The sequence below is a fragment of the Rhodohalobacter sp. 614A genome, from assembly GCF_021462415.1.
In the GTDB taxonomy this organism is placed as follows: domain Bacteria; phylum Bacteroidota; class Rhodothermia; order Balneolales; family Balneolaceae; genus Rhodohalobacter.
Genome location: NZ_JAKEDS010000005.1, coordinates 63,834 through 78,950, shown reverse-complemented (window position 1 = coordinate 78,950; position 15,117 = coordinate 63,834). Strand labels below are relative to the sequence as shown.

At 42.4% G+C, this 15,117-nt stretch carries 17 protein-coding genes; 5 read left to right on the top strand and 12 right to left on the bottom strand.

Going from position 1 to position 15,117, the window contains the following annotated elements:
• Position 1: 1 nt before the first annotated feature.
• The 6 genes from mreD to L0B18_RS18325 form a co-directional block, all read right to left on the bottom strand.
• The gene (gene mreD, locus L0B18_RS18350) at positions 2-475 is read right to left on the bottom strand and encodes a rod shape-determining protein MreD (RefSeq protein ID WP_234573378.1); all 474 of its coding nucleotides are present in this window, start codon (positions 473-475) and stop codon (positions 2-4) included.
• Positions 475-1,302: a rod shape-determining protein MreC gene (gene mreC, locus L0B18_RS18345; RefSeq protein ID WP_234573376.1), complete on the bottom strand. Its 828-nt coding sequence runs from the start codon at positions 1,300-1,302 to the stop codon at positions 475-477. Before mreC ends, mreD begins: the two co-directional genes overlap by 1 nt.
• Positions 1,303-1,320: 18 nt before the next feature.
• On the bottom strand, positions 1,321-2,385 hold the full coding sequence (locus L0B18_RS18340; RefSeq protein WP_234573374.1) for a rod shape-determining protein: 1,065 nt from the start codon (positions 2,383-2,385) through the stop codon (positions 1,321-1,323).
• Between the two features lie 106 nt (positions 2,386-2,491).
• A complete protein-coding gene (gene purH, locus L0B18_RS18335) occupies positions 2,492-4,066 on the bottom strand; it encodes a bifunctional phosphoribosylaminoimidazolecarboxamide formyltransferase/IMP cyclohydrolase (RefSeq protein WP_234573373.1) in 1,575 nt (524 codons plus the stop codon).
• Positions 4,067-4,078: 12 nt separating this feature from the next.
• Positions 4,079-4,654 carry a phosphoribosylglycinamide formyltransferase gene (purN, locus tag L0B18_RS18330; RefSeq protein ID WP_234573371.1) on the bottom strand — a complete coding sequence of 192 codons (576 nt, stop codon included), beginning with the start codon at positions 4,652-4,654 and terminating at the stop codon, positions 4,079-4,081.
• Positions 4,655-4,728: 74 nt separating this feature from the next.
• A complete protein-coding gene (locus tag L0B18_RS18325; protein ID WP_234573370.1) occupies positions 4,729-5,223 on the bottom strand; it encodes a GNAT family N-acetyltransferase in 495 nt (164 codons plus the stop codon).
• Between the two features lie 196 nt (positions 5,224-5,419).
• Between L0B18_RS18325 and L0B18_RS18320 the strand changes: the two genes are divergently transcribed.
• The 3 genes from L0B18_RS18320 to L0B18_RS18310 all read left to right on the top strand — a co-directional run bounded on the left by L0B18_RS18320 (position 5,420) and on the right by L0B18_RS18310 (position 7,086).
• A complete protein-coding gene (locus tag L0B18_RS18320; RefSeq protein WP_234573369.1) occupies positions 5,420-5,620 on the top strand; it encodes a hypothetical protein in 201 nt (66 codons plus the stop codon).
• A 37-nt stretch (positions 5,621-5,657) separates the two neighbouring features.
• Positions 5,658-5,822, top strand: a complete 165-nt coding sequence (locus L0B18_RS18315; RefSeq protein WP_234573368.1) for a DUF1328 family protein — start codon at positions 5,658-5,660, stop codon at positions 5,820-5,822.
• A 91-nt stretch (positions 5,823-5,913) separates the two neighbouring features.
• The gene (locus L0B18_RS18310; RefSeq protein WP_234573367.1) at positions 5,914-7,086 is read left to right on the top strand and encodes a phospholipase D-like domain-containing protein; all 1,173 of its coding nucleotides are present in this window, start codon (positions 5,914-5,916) and stop codon (positions 7,084-7,086) included.
• Between the two features lie 24 nt (positions 7,087-7,110).
• Here the strand turns inward: L0B18_RS18310 and L0B18_RS18305 are convergent, their stop codons facing one another.
• The 6 genes from L0B18_RS18305 to L0B18_RS18280 form a co-directional block, all read right to left on the bottom strand.
• The gene (locus L0B18_RS18305; protein WP_234573365.1) at positions 7,111-8,229 is read right to left on the bottom strand and encodes an AI-2E family transporter; all 1,119 of its coding nucleotides are present in this window, start codon (positions 8,227-8,229) and stop codon (positions 7,111-7,113) included.
• Positions 8,222-8,923 (bottom strand): regulatory protein RecX, encoded by a 702-nt coding sequence (locus tag L0B18_RS18300; protein WP_234573363.1) that lies wholly within the window; start codon positions 8,921-8,923, stop codon positions 8,222-8,224. Before L0B18_RS18300 ends, L0B18_RS18305 begins: the two co-directional genes overlap by 8 nt.
• Positions 8,916-9,977 carry a recombinase RecA gene (gene recA / locus L0B18_RS18295; RefSeq protein ID WP_234573362.1) on the bottom strand — a complete coding sequence of 354 codons (1,062 nt, stop codon included), beginning with the start codon at positions 9,975-9,977 and terminating at the stop codon, positions 8,916-8,918. Before recA ends, L0B18_RS18300 begins: the two co-directional genes overlap by 8 nt.
• Positions 9,978-10,539: 562 nt before the next feature.
• Complete coding sequence (locus L0B18_RS18290; protein WP_234573361.1) at positions 10,540-11,727, bottom strand: kynureninase/PvdN C-terminal domain-containing protein; 1,188 nt, start codon at positions 11,725-11,727, stop codon at positions 10,540-10,542.
• 242 nt (positions 11,728-11,969) lie between these two features.
• On the bottom strand, positions 11,970-12,764 hold the full coding sequence (gene mnmD / locus L0B18_RS18285) for a tRNA (5-methylaminomethyl-2-thiouridine)(34)-methyltransferase MnmD (RefSeq protein WP_234573360.1): 795 nt from the start codon (positions 12,762-12,764) through the stop codon (positions 11,970-11,972).
• A gap of 138 nt (positions 12,765-12,902) precedes the next feature.
• Positions 12,903-13,199: a YciI-like protein gene (locus L0B18_RS18280; protein WP_234573359.1), complete on the bottom strand. Its 297-nt coding sequence runs from the start codon at positions 13,197-13,199 to the stop codon at positions 12,903-12,905.
• A gap of 203 nt (positions 13,200-13,402) precedes the next feature.
• Here L0B18_RS18280 and L0B18_RS18275 point away from each other — a divergent pair, with 203 nt between their 5' ends.
• Positions 13,403-14,593: a M20 metallopeptidase family protein gene (locus L0B18_RS18275; RefSeq protein WP_234573358.1), complete on the top strand. Its 1,191-nt coding sequence runs from the start codon at positions 13,403-13,405 to the stop codon at positions 14,591-14,593.
• A 2-nt stretch (positions 14,594-14,595) separates the two neighbouring features.
• Entirely contained in the window at positions 14,596-15,084 is a 489-nt protein-coding gene (locus tag L0B18_RS18270; protein ID WP_234573357.1) for a WbuC family cupin fold metalloprotein, read from the top strand.
• Positions 15,085-15,117 lie beyond the last annotated feature (33 nt).

Below are 15,117 nucleotides of genomic sequence, written 5' to 3'. Positions count from 1 at the left end.
TTTATGAATCTTCTCTAACGAGATGTAGAAAACTGCCCACAATTGCCGTAAATAACGGGCTTACCAATAGCAGGCTCCAAAGGATTGCGCCGGAAGTATAAAGTCCGGAAAACAGGCTGACTCCATAAAAAATTACATTATGTAAGAAAGCAGCTGACAGGATGATCACAAACACCTGCCAAAAAATAAACCTTGTTTTAGAAATACGATTCAAATAAGCGTGTAGTATGAAGACCAGCAATATTTTTGAAAACATATGGAGCCCCCACAGGTCGGTCATTGCATCCTGTAAAAAACCTAAAAAAGCGGCAAATAAAAGTGCGTCGGTTTTGGGCCTTTTTGTGCAAATCCAAAGAAGAAAAACAAGCACGAGATCGGCTTCAGCTCCGAATATTTCAAGATGCTTTAGCAATATGGTTTGGATACCAACGATTCCAAGACCGAATAAGATTTGTCGTATGTTTTCAGACCTCATCAAAACAGATCCTCTTGTGCTTCATTAAGATTTTGCACAGTGGTATCGGGTTCAAACTGAACAATAAAAGCTTCGGCGGCTGAAGCCAAATCGGCAAAAGCTTCCAGGTAAATGGTTTGGGTTTCAATTCCTGTGTCTGTATCGGTTTCAGTAACTTCCCCAATAGGAATGCCCGCAGGGTACTGGTTACTGAAACCAGAAGTATAAACCCTTTGTCCGGGTTCAACCTCTACAGTTTCCGGAATGAATCTCAGCACGAGTTCTTTATTTGCCCTTGCCGGCCATGAAACAATTCCGTAGGATCGATTATTTTCAATTTGCGCACTTACCCTGAACATCGAATTGGAATAAGGAAGTACTTGAGAATAGTTGCCTGAAGCAAGAATCACCTGGCCGATGAGTCCGTCAGAGTTAATAACCGGCATTCCAACTTTTACTCCGTCATTCGTACCGGCACTTACCGTAATAGAGCTGTTGATGTTCGTCAAATCCTTTGCCACGATTTGAACCGGAATTAATGGGTAGGAACTTTCTTCCCGCAAGTTCAACAGATCCCGAAGAACCCTGTTCTGTTCTTCAACCGAGCGCAAACGATTCAGTTCATCCTGCAGTAAAATATTCTGCTGATGCAAATACGTATTCGTGGAAATAGCCTGGCGATAGATGCGGAAATTGGAAAGAGGTTGTTCAAGATAACTGAGAACGGTAATGGAAGCTTTTCGAAGATTCTGAAGACCACCCTCATGCCTGTTTACCATCAAAACAATGGCAATTAACAGAAGAATAGCGGTTATGATGTAGTCCTTAACACCCGTTAATCGTCGCATTCACATGTATGGAGAATTTTACGTAATTACAGTTCTGTAAAAGTCGAGATCTTCAAGAATTTCACCTGTTCCGCGAACAACAGCGGTTAGCGGATCTTCGGCAATATGAACGGGAAGATCGGTTGTTTCCATAATCAGTTTGTCGAGATTTTTTAGCAGAGCGCCACCGCCCGTAAGCATAATTCCGCGATCCAGAATATCTGCAGAAAGCTCTGGTGGGGTTTGCTCAAGAGATTTTGTTATGGATTCAACAATAGTATTTACAGATTCTGAAATAGCTTCTCTCACATCTTTGGACGTAACCTGACGGGTTCGGGGTACACCGTTGACAAGGTCGCGGCCTTTTGTAATCATCTCCAGCTCTTCATCGAGTGGGGCGGCTGAACCGATTTCGCATTTAATTTTTTCCGATGTTCGTTCACCAATCAGAAGATTATGATTTCTCCGGAAGTAGTTAACAATATCATCGTTCAATTCATCGCCGCCAAGCCGCACGGATTGTGCATGTACAATTCCCGAAAGCGCAATTACTGCAATTTCCGTTGTTCCGCCACCGATATCCACAATCATATTTCCGACGGGTTCGTGAACGTCCAGGCCAATTCCAATTGCAGCGGCCATGGGTTCATCCACAAGGTAAACTTCTTTAGCACCGGCATGTTCAGCGCTATCTCGAACGGCACGTCTTTCTACCTCGGTAATACCACTCGGCACACAAACCACCATTTGTCGGGTTGTGGAATACCATTTCATTTTTACTTTCTGGATCATGTCCCTGATCAACTGCTCGGCAACTTCAAAATCGGCAATAACGCCGTCGCGAAGTGGCCGCACGGTTCTGATGTTACCGTGCGTCTTTTCGTGCATCAGACGGGCTTCATGGCCGGTAGCCACAGGTTCGTTACGATTGTTCAATGCAACGATGGACGGTTCATTCAGAACAATACCTTGCCCGCGTGCATAAACAAGAGTGTTTGCAGTTCCAAGGTCAATCGCAATGTCTGTGTAAAGAAAATCAAAAAGCCCGTTTTTTTTCTGATTTTTTTTCTTCCGAGGCTTTGATTTTGTGTATGGATTGGACATTAGGGTGAATTTCTTTACAAAAAATTAATTTTTTCAGGGCACCACCAAAAATACATGTTTAGTGATGCAGTTGCGAACATTTGTTTTAGAAAATAAACGGTTTTTTTCAGTGTTTAAAATGACGAATTCCGGTAAATACCATCGCCATTTTATACTTATTTGCGGCGTGAATCACTTCCTTGTCTCTCACACTTCCACCGGGTTGAATAACGGCTGTTGCTCCTGACTGGGCCGCTGCAATGACACCATCAGCAAAAGGAAAAAATGCATCAGATGCAATAATACTTCCTTTCAAAGAGAGATCTTCATTCATAGCTTTTCGTACGGCAATAACCGAACTTTCGACCCGGCTTGTCTGGCCAGTACCAATTCCACAGGTGGCCTGATCTTTGGCGTAAACGATGGCATTCGATTTTACATGTTTTACCACTTTCCATCCAAAAAGAAGATCAGATATCTCTTTTTCTGATGGTTTTCGTTCAGTAACAACTTCGAGGTCGTCAGCCGTTATCACTTTGTTGTCTGCCTGTTGGTAAAGCGCTCCGCCGATGATGGACCGAACAGAAAAATCGTCATTGCTGCCGGGGAATTTAAGCACTTTTATCAAACGTCGGTTCTTCTTCTCCTTTAAAAAGTCTGCAACTCCATCTTCATAATCAGGTGCTAAGATGATTTCCGTAAAAATGGAATCAATTGATTCGGCCGTTTCCATGTCTAACGGACGATTTACAATCACAATTCCGCCAAATGGAGAAACCTTGTCTGTAGCAAATGCTCGGTTATAGGCTTCATTTAAATTCGATTTTGTAGAGATTCCACATGGAACCGTGTGCTTAAAAATGGCAACTGTGGGATCTTCATCTTTGAAATCTGCCATTAAACGAAGGGCGCTGTCAATGTCGAGATAGTTGTTGTAGCTGAGCTCTTTGCCGTGAAAACAGTCGATAAACTGGCCTTGCTCTCCATAAACAGAGGCTTTTTGATGTGGATTTTCTCCATATCGCAAGCCTGCAAATTTCGGGATAGAAATATTCAGCTGATCGGGCAAATCCTGCTCATCAAGCTGATTGAAATACCGGCTGATGGCTGCGTCATAATCAGCTGTATGTTCAAATGCCTTGCGGGCAAGCTTTAATCGTGTTGAATACTGAATCTGATTATTGGATGAAAGTTCGGATTGAAAAGACTCATATTGATCCGGGTTGGTCAGAATACAAACATGAGCAAAGTTTTTTGCCGCCGCACGTACCATGGTAGGGCCGCCGATATCAATATTTTCGGTTGCAACCGCAGGGGTGATATCTCCATCTTTTACAACGTCTTTAAATGGATAGAGATTTACAACAACCAATTCAAAAGGCGAAATACCAAGTTCGTCAATCTCGTCATTATCAGGCTGGTGGCTTGTTCTCGCCAAAATGCCGCCGTGAATTTTCGGGTGCAATGTTTTCACGCGCCCATCAAGGCATTCGGGAAAATCAGTGATGTCGCTTACATCCGTTACCGGAATATCTTTTTCACGAATGGCTTTAGCAGTTCCACCCGTACTTACAATTTCCACACCGGCTTCGTGTAGTGCTTTTGCCAATTCTGCAATACCTGTTTTATCGGAAACAGAAAGCAGGGCACGTTTAATTTTTAAAGAATTCTGGGGCAAAGAAGAGAGAGGTTGTAGAGACACAGTTGGTTACGATTATTTTTGATTAATTAGTTTTTTTATGACTGAAGGAAGCAATTCATGTTCCGCTTTTAAAACACGTTTTGCTAAAATTTCCGGTGTATCCGAAGGAAAAACTCTTACTTTAGCCTGGCTTATGATCGGGCCTTTGTCGTACTCTTCATTCACGAAATGAACGGTGCAACCGGTTTCCTTGTCGCCGGATTCCAAAACAGCTTTGTGAACATTGATTCCGTAAAATCCTTTTCCGCCATATTTTGGTAACAGAGCCGGATGGATATTGATGATTTTGTTTTTGTGCGTTCTGATGATTGAATCAGGTATCTTTTTTAAAAATCCTGCAAGTACAATCAAGTCTGGCCGCCATTCCGAGAGTTGTTTTTCAAGTGTTGAGGCATAGACTTTTTCATCCGTTTCTGTAATAACACAAACCGGAATGCTAAATTTTTTTGCCCGTTCGATGGCTTGAATGTGATTCTTATTTGTGATGAGCCCGACAATTTCCGCCTGTATGCGTTCTCCTTCAATCTCATCAATAATAGCCTGCATGTTTGTGCCCGACCCGGACGCAAAAATAACCAGTTTTTTCACAAATGGTTGTTTTAGGAATTTCCTTTTTGTCGCGGGAAAGATAATGAATATGAAGCGGATTATTTGAAGGAATTCTATGAATTTTCATCTAAAATCAGTTGCCAATATGCTACATCAATCCATTCGCCAAATTTGTATCCAACCTCTTTGAAGTGTGCTATTTTTTTGAACCCAAATTTTTCACACATAGCAATGCTGGCCGGATTCGGCAAGGCGATACCGGAAATCACAGAATGAAAGCCCCGTGCTTTTAGCTCATCAATCATTACGGCTTTTAATTCTGAGCCAATGCCTTTTCCCAGAAGATCTGAATCAAGATAAATTCCTGTCTCTACAGTATTTCGATACGCCGACCTCTCTTTCCATTGATTTGCATATGTATATCCAAGTACCGTTTCATCTTCTTCATAAACAAGCCAGGGATAATTTTGAGTGACTGAATTTATCCTGGAAATAATATCGCCAACAGCGAGCGGTTCCTCCTCAAATGTTACCTGCGTACGGGTTATATAATTGTTGTAAATGGCACAGATTTGTTCTGCATCTGAGGTTTTGACATTTCTGATCATTGTGATTCATGTTTCTTAAAGTTCTCTGTGGTAATCATTTTTTTGGGCTTGCAGAGAGGAGAATATTGCCAGCGATCATTCCTGTAACTCGATCTGTCTGAAAGGCTACGAGCCTTGCACTTAGAAAAGTTAGGGAACAAATGTATGATTTTACTGTCTTAACTAGTAACTAAAATCAACAAAAGTTCAAAGGCAAATGAAAAAAACTATTGGATCAATATTTACGATAGGTGGATTAATTGCCCTTATATATACTGGAATTAATTACATCAACGACACTGAAAGTTTTGGTTTTCTTGGAGCTGATGTAGTGGTAAGCAAGGGAGATCCGATCCCCATGATAATTTCGGCATTTGTACTGGTAATAGGAGTAATCCTGCTGAGAACAAAAGACTAGATTAACCTAAAATAAAACAAAGAAGAGGAAGACTATTATGTTAAGATGGAGCATTACTTTTTTGATTATCGCAATTATTGCAGCCATTTTTGGATTTGGCGGACTGGCAGGCGCCGCAGCAGGTATTGCTGAAATTTTGTTTTACCTGTTCCTTGTGTTGTTTGTCATTTCATTAATTTTTGGCAGAAGAACCAGAGTTTGAAAATCAATCAAATCCGGTTTTAAATATGAGGAGTTCTTTTATATTTATGATGCAGAGAAAGCATTAACTCTCATCGTAACTAACTGAAGGTTTGCCTAAAGAAAGTAATCAATACAAAAATGTTTTAGAGAATGCCCTCGGTATTCCTTTTAGCAGAAACAATAATATTGATGTATTGGTTAACGGAGACGAGATTTTTCCCGCAATGCTTCATGCCATTGAGCAGGCCGAAAGACAAATTGATTTTTTGACATTTGTCTATTGGTCAGGAGATGTGGCTGTGAAATTTGCAAAAGCTCTTGCACGAAAAGCAGAACAAGGTGTAAAAGTGAGGGTTATTCTCGATTGCTATGGCGCTCACTTCATGCCCCCTGAACTTCCTAAGCTGATGGAAAAAAAAGGGGTTGATCTGAAATGGTTTCGTCCTCTGGCCCGGTGGAAAATCTGGAAAACGGATAACCGTACCCATCGTAAAGTACTAATCTGTGACAAAGAAGTCGCTTTTACGGGCGGAGTGGGAATTGCCAAAGAGTGGGAAGGCGATGCGAGGAACCCATCTGAATGGAGGGATACTCATTTCAGAATCAGGGGAGAAGCAGTAAGCGGCCTGCAGGCTGCTTTTATGGAGAACTGGATTGAAACGATGGGATTTCTCCCAATCGATCCTGATTGGGAGAATGATCATGTGTTGCCATCCTCCGATGGAAAAGGTGATACGCTTATCCAGTGTTTACGTACAGCTGCATCTGTCCGGTGGAGTGATATTATTATGCTTTATCAAACCCTGATACGAGTTGCTCAAAAGAATATTTACATCACTACAGCCTATTTCAATCCAAATTCGAATATTATCCAACTGCTAACGGAAGCTGTTGAGCGGGGAGTTGAAGTAAATATCATGATGCCTGGTAAATACATCGATAAACAAGTAGCCAGGCTGGCGGGCGAAGATGCTTTCGATAGCCTTCTTGAAGGAGGTGTAAAACTTTGGTATTACCAGAAAACCATGCTTCACTCCAAAGTTATCACCATCGATGATAAAGTAAGCTGTATTGGTTCGGCCAATTTTAATCACCGTTCAATGTTGAAAGACGATGAAGTGAATATGGTAGTGATTGATGACGATCTGGCCACTCTTCTTAACACCCATTTCGAAAGTGATCTTGAATTTTGTGAGAGAATTGACGGACACCGATGGAATGGCAGGCCGGTTTGGAAAAAATCCCTTGAGAGAATTACTAATCTCTTTAAACAGCAAATTTAACAGGATTTGACTGCCCGATGTTTTTCAGGGCTGAATCTCCGATACATCCGATTTCGGAACAATCTGTTCGAGTGATCGCCTGTTTTTCTTGAACACTTGGTAATTATTAAAGGACCAAATAATCTGGTTTACGGTAATTTTTACAATGGTGGCAATAGGAATGGCTACAAGCATTCCCAGAACTCCGGCCGTTTGGGCTCCAATCAAAATGATAAACAGGATAGCCACCGGGTGCATATCTGCCGATTTTGAAAAGATAAGGGGCTGAAGGATGATGTTATCCAAAATTTGGGCAAACATTACAGCCAGAATACATGGAATTACCAGTGTAAAATCACCCGTTTCGATGATGGAAACAAGGATCGAAATCACGTAACCCATCACAGGGCCAAAATAGGGAATGGTGTTTGCCACACCGATGATGATTCCAACCGTGGCTGCATTGTTCAGTCCGGCAATGCTCAGTGCCAGCCACGATGCTACTCCAACAAGGCTACACTGTAATAACACACTCCTGAAATAATAGCCGAGGCGACTCTCAATTTTGTCAATCAAACTCAGCGTAGTTTCAAAATATTTATTTGGGATGAGGGTCATTAAATCTCGCCGGATTTTATAACCGTCTTTCAAAAAGAAAAAAGTAGCAAATGGAATTACCAGAAATGCGGCGAAGAGATTTGTGAAAATAGCTATCACATTACCCACTACATTTGATACCCGTCCAAAATTAAAAATGTCATCGATAAAGCCGGCAACATTCTGTTCAAGATATCCGGGAGGAATGAAATCGAAATAATTTCTGAGATGAGTTTCTACCTGTTGGGCAATTACAATCAGGTTTTCACTTTGAAGTTGTCTCGTCAGAATTGCCATTCTATTCGCTACAATGGGAATAATGCTGGTTGAAATCCAAATTACAATAAGAAGTACGGTGGTAAGTGTAACGATAATAGAAAGCGTTCGGGGGATACCGGCAGCCTGCATTCTATTAACCAAGGGTTCAAGCAGATAACTAAAAATAAGTGCAATGATTGCGTATATCGCCAGGCTGCTGTAGTTGTACAAAATCAGCCCAATAATCAAAACACCCGCTGTAAAGAGGATGGATTTTACAACCTTTTCTAATGTGAGATTTCTAAGCATGTAGTTTTTCGGTAATGCGAGGTAATGATTTTTTTATTACAGAACCTGAAAATCCGCGTCCTGCAAGGTAACGGTAAATCTTTTGCTTTCTTTTATAATCGTCATTTTCTCTCAAAAAATGACGCTTCCGTTTCATTACTAAATCTACACAAATCTGTTGTAGCTGTAAATCATCAGTTTTGTGGGTAAGAACTTTATCAATAATTTTCCGGTCAATGCCTTTTTTATAAAGATGAGACTTGATTTTCTTTGGTCCCCACTGATTTAATTCAGTCTTTTCCTCAACAAATTTTGCTGCAAATGTCTCATCATCCAGATATCCGCTATCGGATAGGTTCTGGATAACCTGTTCAATATCACTCGTTTTAAATCCCTTTTTTCCAACCTTTTGTTTGAGCTCAAAGGAAGAGTGGTCTCTTCTTGATAAATATCGAAAACAGGCGTCTCGAATGGCTACGAGGTCTTCCGCATCATTCAATTGGCGATACAAAGAAGGCGTCAATTCGACGCCTTCTTCGATGGAAAAATCATTCCGGGTTTTGCGACTAATTCCAATCAGAAACAGTTTGTCATGGAACAGCGAATACCGGTCCTGATTCTTTTTTTGAACCGTGATTTTTGTAACGGGCAGCGGCAGTTTCCTTTCAATAGAATCTGAATCCGCATTTTCTGAAGCCCGTTCTATTTTATTCATCCTGCTCGGCCGGTTCTTTCTCTTTCTTCTCTTCGTCCTTCGCTTCTTCTTTTTGTTCCGATGGCATCAGTTTTTCACGGACCGTTTTTTCAATCTTGTTGCAAAGTTCCTCGTCTTCTTCAAGGAATTGCATCGCCGCATCGGTTCCCTGGCCAATAGGTTCTCCATCGTATCTATACCAGCTTCCGCGTTTTTCAATGATGTCGTACTCAACGGCAAGATCCAATACTTCCGAGATTCGCGAAATACCTTGTCCGTAGAGAATATTGAACTCTACAACTTTGAATGGAGGAGCCACTTTGTTCTTGGCAATTTTTACTTTGGTTCGGTTCCCCATCACTTCATCTCCTTTTTTGATGGAGCCGATTCTTCGGATATCAATTCGAACAGAGGAATAGAACTTCAGTGCGCGTCCACCGGTTGTCGTTTCCGGGTTTCCAAACATGACACCAATTTTTTCACGAACCTGGTTAATGAAAACACATGCCGTACGTGTTTTGCTCACAACACCGGTGATTTTTCTCAATGCCTGTGACATTAACCGGGCCTGGAGCCCCATGTGGGAATCGCCCATTTCGCCTTCGAGTTCTGCGCGGGGGACCAGGGCGGCCACAGAGTCAACAACAATCACATCAAGCGCGCCGGAACGAATCAATGTTTCGGTAATCTCAAGAGCCTGTTCTCCGCTGTCGGGTTGTGAAACCAAAAGTTCATCGGTATTGATTCCAAGATTTCGGGCGTACTTGGGATCAAAAGCGTGCTCGGCATCCACAAAAGCGGCATATCCGCCGGCTTTCTGCGCTTGTGCAATCACCTGCAAGGCAAGGGTGGTTTTACCACTTGCTTCAGGGCCATAAATTTCTGTGATTCTCCCTCTTGGAATTCCTTTGACTCCCAGGGCATAATCCACCATGATGGAACCGGTAGAAATAGTGGGGACATCGTTTTCTGTGTGATCTCCCAAACGCATGATGGTTCCCTTTCCATGCTGTTTCTCGATTTGCCCGATGGCAATATCAATTGCCTTTTTTCTGTCGTCTTTGGATGATGCCATAATGTTCAGTTTACGTGTTTACAATTTATTTAATGATAAAGTACAAAGGGTGAGTGTCAACTTCATGTCATCCCTGTTTTCCACTTTTATCAATTGCACAAAATCTATCGGATATTATTCAATAACAAGATAATTGAAATATATGTGCATTATATGTATGAACCAAATTTTCGTGATTCCTTACAAAAAAAAAGATTCAAACAGAAGAACAGACCACCCGAAAAACCGTGAAACAGATCAACCGTGAAACCGAAAAATGATAAAGTGTTTTTATCATGGCAAACATTCAGTTCCGCGTAACTTTAACAGTTAATCGGTTAGTAAGTTTTTCCGTTGATCTGTTTTGCCACTTCTCTTCGCCATTTGAATACTTTTCACAAAGATCGCAATTAATTCACTGCATTCCTTTTTAATCCTACATTTATAGGAACCAAGAAAATTAAAACCCTTACAGAAATAGTTTTGAACAGAGAAACAGGGCAACCGTGAAACTGAAAAATGATAAAGCGTTTTTATCACGGCAAACATTCAGTTCCGCATAACTTTAACAGTTATCGGTTAGTCAGTTTTTCTGTTTTATACACTCAAAAAGTGCATCTATCACCTTCTCACACTGCTCCGACGTTGTATACGGAGCCGGACCAATTCGCAAGATATCATCCCGTGCATCAGTGAAAATATTTTTCTCTAATAACATCGCTTGCAGTTTTCTTGCATTCTCTGATCGCAATGCCAAAAATCCTCCGGATTCTTCCACCGGTCTTGTATTTGCATGTTCAATTTCTGATCCCTCAAAATTTTGCTCATCGAACAATTCCCGGAGATATTTTAGTTGCGATGAATACTGATTTCTAAGAACCTCAGGCGTGAGTCCCTGTTTTTGGAAAAACTGCGTGACAGCGGCCGAACGAAATTGGGAAATCGGATCGTAAGTTGCGGTGGCAAACTTCTGGTCACCATCATCAAACGAAACGGGCTGATTATCTCTTGTATGATCCAACTGCTTAAACGCAGAAAACCATCCGGTAATGACGGGCCTAAATTCACAATTCTCCGGAAAGCGCAAAAAGCAATTTCCTTCGCCCCACTGCATATATTTATATCCGCCGACAAGCAGATACACATGCTCCATATTTTTTTCCTGAAGTGAGAGCGGAACAACGTTCGTGCCGTGATAATCATCAATCAGAATGGGCACCTCCGCTTGTTTTGCTGCGTCAGAAATTTCGGAAATCCTGGTATTGATTTCTGATGTTCTAAAATAAACACGAGAGAGCATCACGGCAGCGGTTCGCTCATCCAGGTTTTGGCGGACGGTTTCCAGCAATTTTTCATCATTTTCATGAGGCAGATACACAATTTCCAATCCTTCCTCTTCCAGCCGGCGAAGCTGACGATACATGGAATGAAACTCGCCGGTTGTGGTGATGATTTTTGGTTTGTTCTTTAAGTCCAGCGAGGAAAGCCAGGAAACCAACAGCACGTGAGTATTCTGCTCACGGCAGTACCTTCCGTGGGGATCATCATAATAATTACGCAGGTAGTCACGCATGATCTCCGTTTTTTCGAAACCGAAATTCCATTTATTGCCAACTTGTTCCGCTACAACCCGCATATATTCCTGCATCCCTTCAAACGCCGCATCCGGCCAGGCCTGGTGCGAGTGACCGGTAAACAGCAACCGGTTGGCTACATTAAACTGAGAATAATGCGGCTGAAGTGATTTCGCTAAACCATCAAATTCCTGCATGTGTGTAGTATCAATATGATAATTCTCACTCGACAAAATGAGAAGAGTTAGGGAGAGGTGCCAGTGGAAATTTAGGAGAGATTTCCACTTCGTAAAACGAGAACAGGCGATCGCTCTGAATGAGAGATCTCAAAAACGAACTGTCACATCCAAATGATTCGTATTCTGCTTGATGAATGCAGTTCTCTCACCGAAGGTTCTCAGAACAGGCAAAACTTTCTCTGCGCCTCTGCGGTTAAATTCTACTCATCAAAATCTCCCCGCTCAAACCGCTCAGCGAGGCGATTTTCGTTGACGCGTTTGAAGGCTTCAAGTTTGTCCGTATCAAGAGAGGCGAGGGTCATTTCGCGTTTGCCGACGGCGCCCGGAGCACGGGCCACTTTCCATCCGGCAACAGCCATTGCCGCCCGGGCGGATGATGCCGCGCAGTAGGTAGAAAGAACAGCGTCATCATTCGAAATGGAGGCGAGTTTTTTGAACGTATCGGGAGTCCACAGCTCTTCGTTTACTTCGGGTGAGAATGCATCCTGGAAAATAAAATCGATTTTATGAGTGATGAGAGAAGTGTTTGAAGGTTCTTCAAACAGTTCATCAAAAAAGCCAAACCAGAGGTGCAGCGAGAGGTGGTCAGTTAGCTGAATGCGGTTCATGCCCGGAGTTAAATCCTGAAGGATGGATTGTAGAATCAGGAGAGATTTTCGAAGTCCCGGTTCATTCTTAAACTCAAATTCTTCGGTAATTTCCGGATCGATAGGGAAAGCTTCTACACTGTAGAAATTGATAGTCGTTTGAAGATCGTTTTGCCGAAGATAGTCGAGAGTTAAAAGAAGATTCAGTCCGGTTCCAAATCCAACCTCAAAAATATTGACGGATTTTTTCTCTTTCAGGGCCTTTAGAAGATCATTGGTTTCGAAAAAAACATGCCGGCTCTCCGTTACCGCACCATGCGGATTGTGGTACAGTTGGTCGTATTTCGGCGAATAGAGAGACGTTGATCCGTCACCGGTTTTCTTGATGATGGGTTTTGATGATTTCATCGTCATGTGTAAAAATAAGTGCTTGAATCATAATCCTGAGCGTATCTCAGGATTTTATTTTATGAAATGTAGTTAAGCCGTGAGATCCTGAATCAAGTTCAGGATGACGTAGTTGAAGTATAATTTTGTTATCAAATATTACCGAACCGGATTCGCCGCGTCTTTTCCCACCACAGTCATCCACGGACGAACTTCCCAGCTCTTCACGATCCCGTTTTTTACATAGGGATCATTCCGTGCAAATTCTTCTGCAGATTCCGGCGAATCACATTCGAACAGAAGATACGCTTTATCCGAGGGATCCTGCAACGCCCCGCCTAAAACCAGTTCGTTATTTTGATGAGAGTCCCATGCCATTTTCAGATGCTCATCCCGGAATTCGCCACGGCGTTCAAGATAATCAGGCGCTAAATCGTAGATTAATAGATAGTGCATATTATTGGCTATCGGCTGTCAACATTCAGCTATCAGTTTTTCTAACGGCTGGTTGCTGAATGCTTTATATATTTGTGTTTCAAAGCTTGAAAACAAGATAATTGGAATCATTCATTTTTTCTCTGGAAAATTCAATAGTCGTTGCAGATCATTAATTTTCCCACCATTTTACAGGCATTAGAAATTGAAGGTAAATTATATCTATGACTACCGATTTACAGAAGACGATACAAAAAAAAGCAGACGAATATTTTGAATACATGGTGCAGATCCGGCGGCATCTGCATAAGAATCCCGAAGTAAGTTTCCAGGAGTTTGATACTACCGATTACATCCTCCATGAACTGAAGAAGATGAAAATCGAAACCCGGCGGCCCATGGAAACCGGCTGTTTGGGAATTATTAAAGGAAAAGACTCCGACCGTGTGATTGGCCTCCGTTCAGATATTGATGCTCTCCCAATGGAAGAAGAAGGCGAGGCAAAAGCGAACTTTCTTTCTGAGCGTGCCGGGGCGGCTCACTGCTGCGGACACGACGGCCATACCGCCAACCTTTTGGGCACGGCAAAAATATTAACCGACCTGAAAGACCAGATTGACGGCACGATTGTTCTCATCTTTCAACCCGGTGAGGAAAAATTACCGGGCGGTGGGAATCTGCTGATTCAAACAGGCGCATTGCAGGATCTTGGCGTTCAGCAGGTTTACGGACTTCACTCCAATCCATATTTTGCACCAGGCCAGGTAGCTGTGAAATCAGGTCCGTTAATGGCTTGCACGGTGGAGTTCGAAGTTGAAATTCTCGGAAAAGGCGGACATGCTGCGGCTCCTCATACCACTGTGGATCCGATTGTGCTGGCTTCGCAAATTATCACCCAGTTTCAAACCATTGTGAGCCGTTCTATTGATCCGACGGAACCGGCCGTGATTACCGTTGGAAAAATTGAGGCCGGATCGGCGTTTAACGTGATTCCTGAAAACGCCCATATGATGGGAACCGTCCGCGCTTTTTCACTCGAAACCGTACGGTTCATGAAAAAACGAATGGAAGATGTGATTAAAGGCGCAACAGAAGCGGCCGGAGCCACCTATAAATTTGATTTTACGGAGGGATATCCTGCCGTGATCAACGATGAAAAATGTACCCAAAATGTAGTTCAGGCGGCCCGGAAAATTTTAGGAGAAGAGAACGTCATCAATCTCAAAAAACCGGTAATGGCCGGCGAAGACTTTGCTTTTTATCAACAGGAATTTCCCGGAACTTTTTTCTTTTTGGGAACCGGTAGCGAAGAGGCTGATTCACAATGGAGCTGGCACCATCCGCGATATAACATTGACGAACAAGGTTTAAAAACCGGCTGTGCTCTGATGGCAGGGCTTGCTTTGGAATCGTAATCATGTCGAAATTGGCATTCGATAACGTTTCCGGTGATCTGTTTGAACTGACTGAAGGGATGATAAAAGAGGGCATACAAGCTTCACGGGAAAGTGACCGGAAACGAATTATACTTCCCATTCATCGAAAGCAGGATGCCGAGGTTCAGCGAATGATCAATTTTCTTCAGCCCGGAACTTATATTCGTCCGCATAAACATCCATTGGCACACGCTTCAGAGTCGTTAATCCTGATCAATGGAAGTATCCGGTTTTTTACTTTTGATGAAAACGGAACTGTTCTTTCTAAAAATGAAATCAGCTCAAAACCGGTGCCCGGAGTTTTGGATATAGAGCCGCGGGTGTGGCATTCATTCATCGTTCTGGAAGACGACACCATTTTATTCGAGTGTAAAAAAGGACCCTATAATGCTCAGACAGACAAGACATTTGCGGAATGGTCGCCCGAAGAAGGGAGTGTTGAGGCACAAAACTGGATTGAGTCCTTATAATTTCTCATCATAAAGGGAATTGAGAAATCGTAC

Bases quoted from the DNA above. Each gene is read 5' to 3' on its own strand.
- L0B18_RS18325 (WP_234573370.1), bottom strand. From the start codon at position 5,223: ATGATCAGAAATGTCAAAACCTCAGATGCAGAACAAATCTGTGCCATT.
- L0B18_RS18300 (WP_234573363.1), bottom strand. From the start codon at position 8,923: ATGAATAAAATAGAACGGGCTTCAGAAAATGCGGATTCAGATTCTATT.
- mreC (WP_234573376.1), bottom strand. From the start codon at position 1,302: ATGCGACGATTAACGGGTGTTAAGGACTACATCATAACCGCTATTCTT.
- L0B18_RS18270 (WP_234573357.1), top strand. From the start codon at position 14,596: ATGTCGAAATTGGCATTCGATAACGTTTCCGGTGATCTGTTTGAACTG.
- L0B18_RS18275 (WP_234573358.1), top strand. From the start codon at position 13,403: ATGACTACCGATTTACAGAAGACGATACAAAAAAAAGCAGACGAATAT.
- L0B18_RS18320 (WP_234573369.1), top strand. From the start codon at position 5,420: ATGAAAAAAACTATTGGATCAATATTTACGATAGGTGGATTAATTGCC.
- mnmD (WP_234573360.1), bottom strand. From the start codon at position 12,764: ATGAAATCATCAAAACCCATCATCAAGAAAACCGGTGACGGATCAACG.
- L0B18_RS18290 (WP_234573361.1), bottom strand. From the start codon at position 11,727: ATGCAGGAATTTGATGGTTTAGCGAAATCACTTCAGCCGCATTATTCT.
- mreD (WP_234573378.1), bottom strand. From the start codon at position 475: ATGAGGTCTGAAAACATACGACAAATCTTATTCGGTCTTGGAATCGTT.
- L0B18_RS18305 (WP_234573365.1), bottom strand. From the start codon at position 8,229: ATGCTTAGAAATCTCACATTAGAAAAGGTTGTAAAATCCATCCTCTTT.
- recA (WP_234573362.1), bottom strand. From the start codon at position 9,977: ATGGCATCATCCAAAGACGACAGAAAAAAGGCAATTGATATTGCCATC.
- L0B18_RS18315 (WP_234573368.1), top strand. From the start codon at position 5,658: ATGTTAAGATGGAGCATTACTTTTTTGATTATCGCAATTATTGCAGCC.
- L0B18_RS18340 (WP_234573374.1), bottom strand. From the start codon at position 2,385: ATGTCCAATCCATACACAAAATCAAAGCCTCGGAAGAAAAAAAATCAG.
- L0B18_RS18280 (WP_234573359.1), bottom strand. From the start codon at position 13,199: ATGCACTATCTATTAATCTACGATTTAGCGCCTGATTATCTTGAACGC.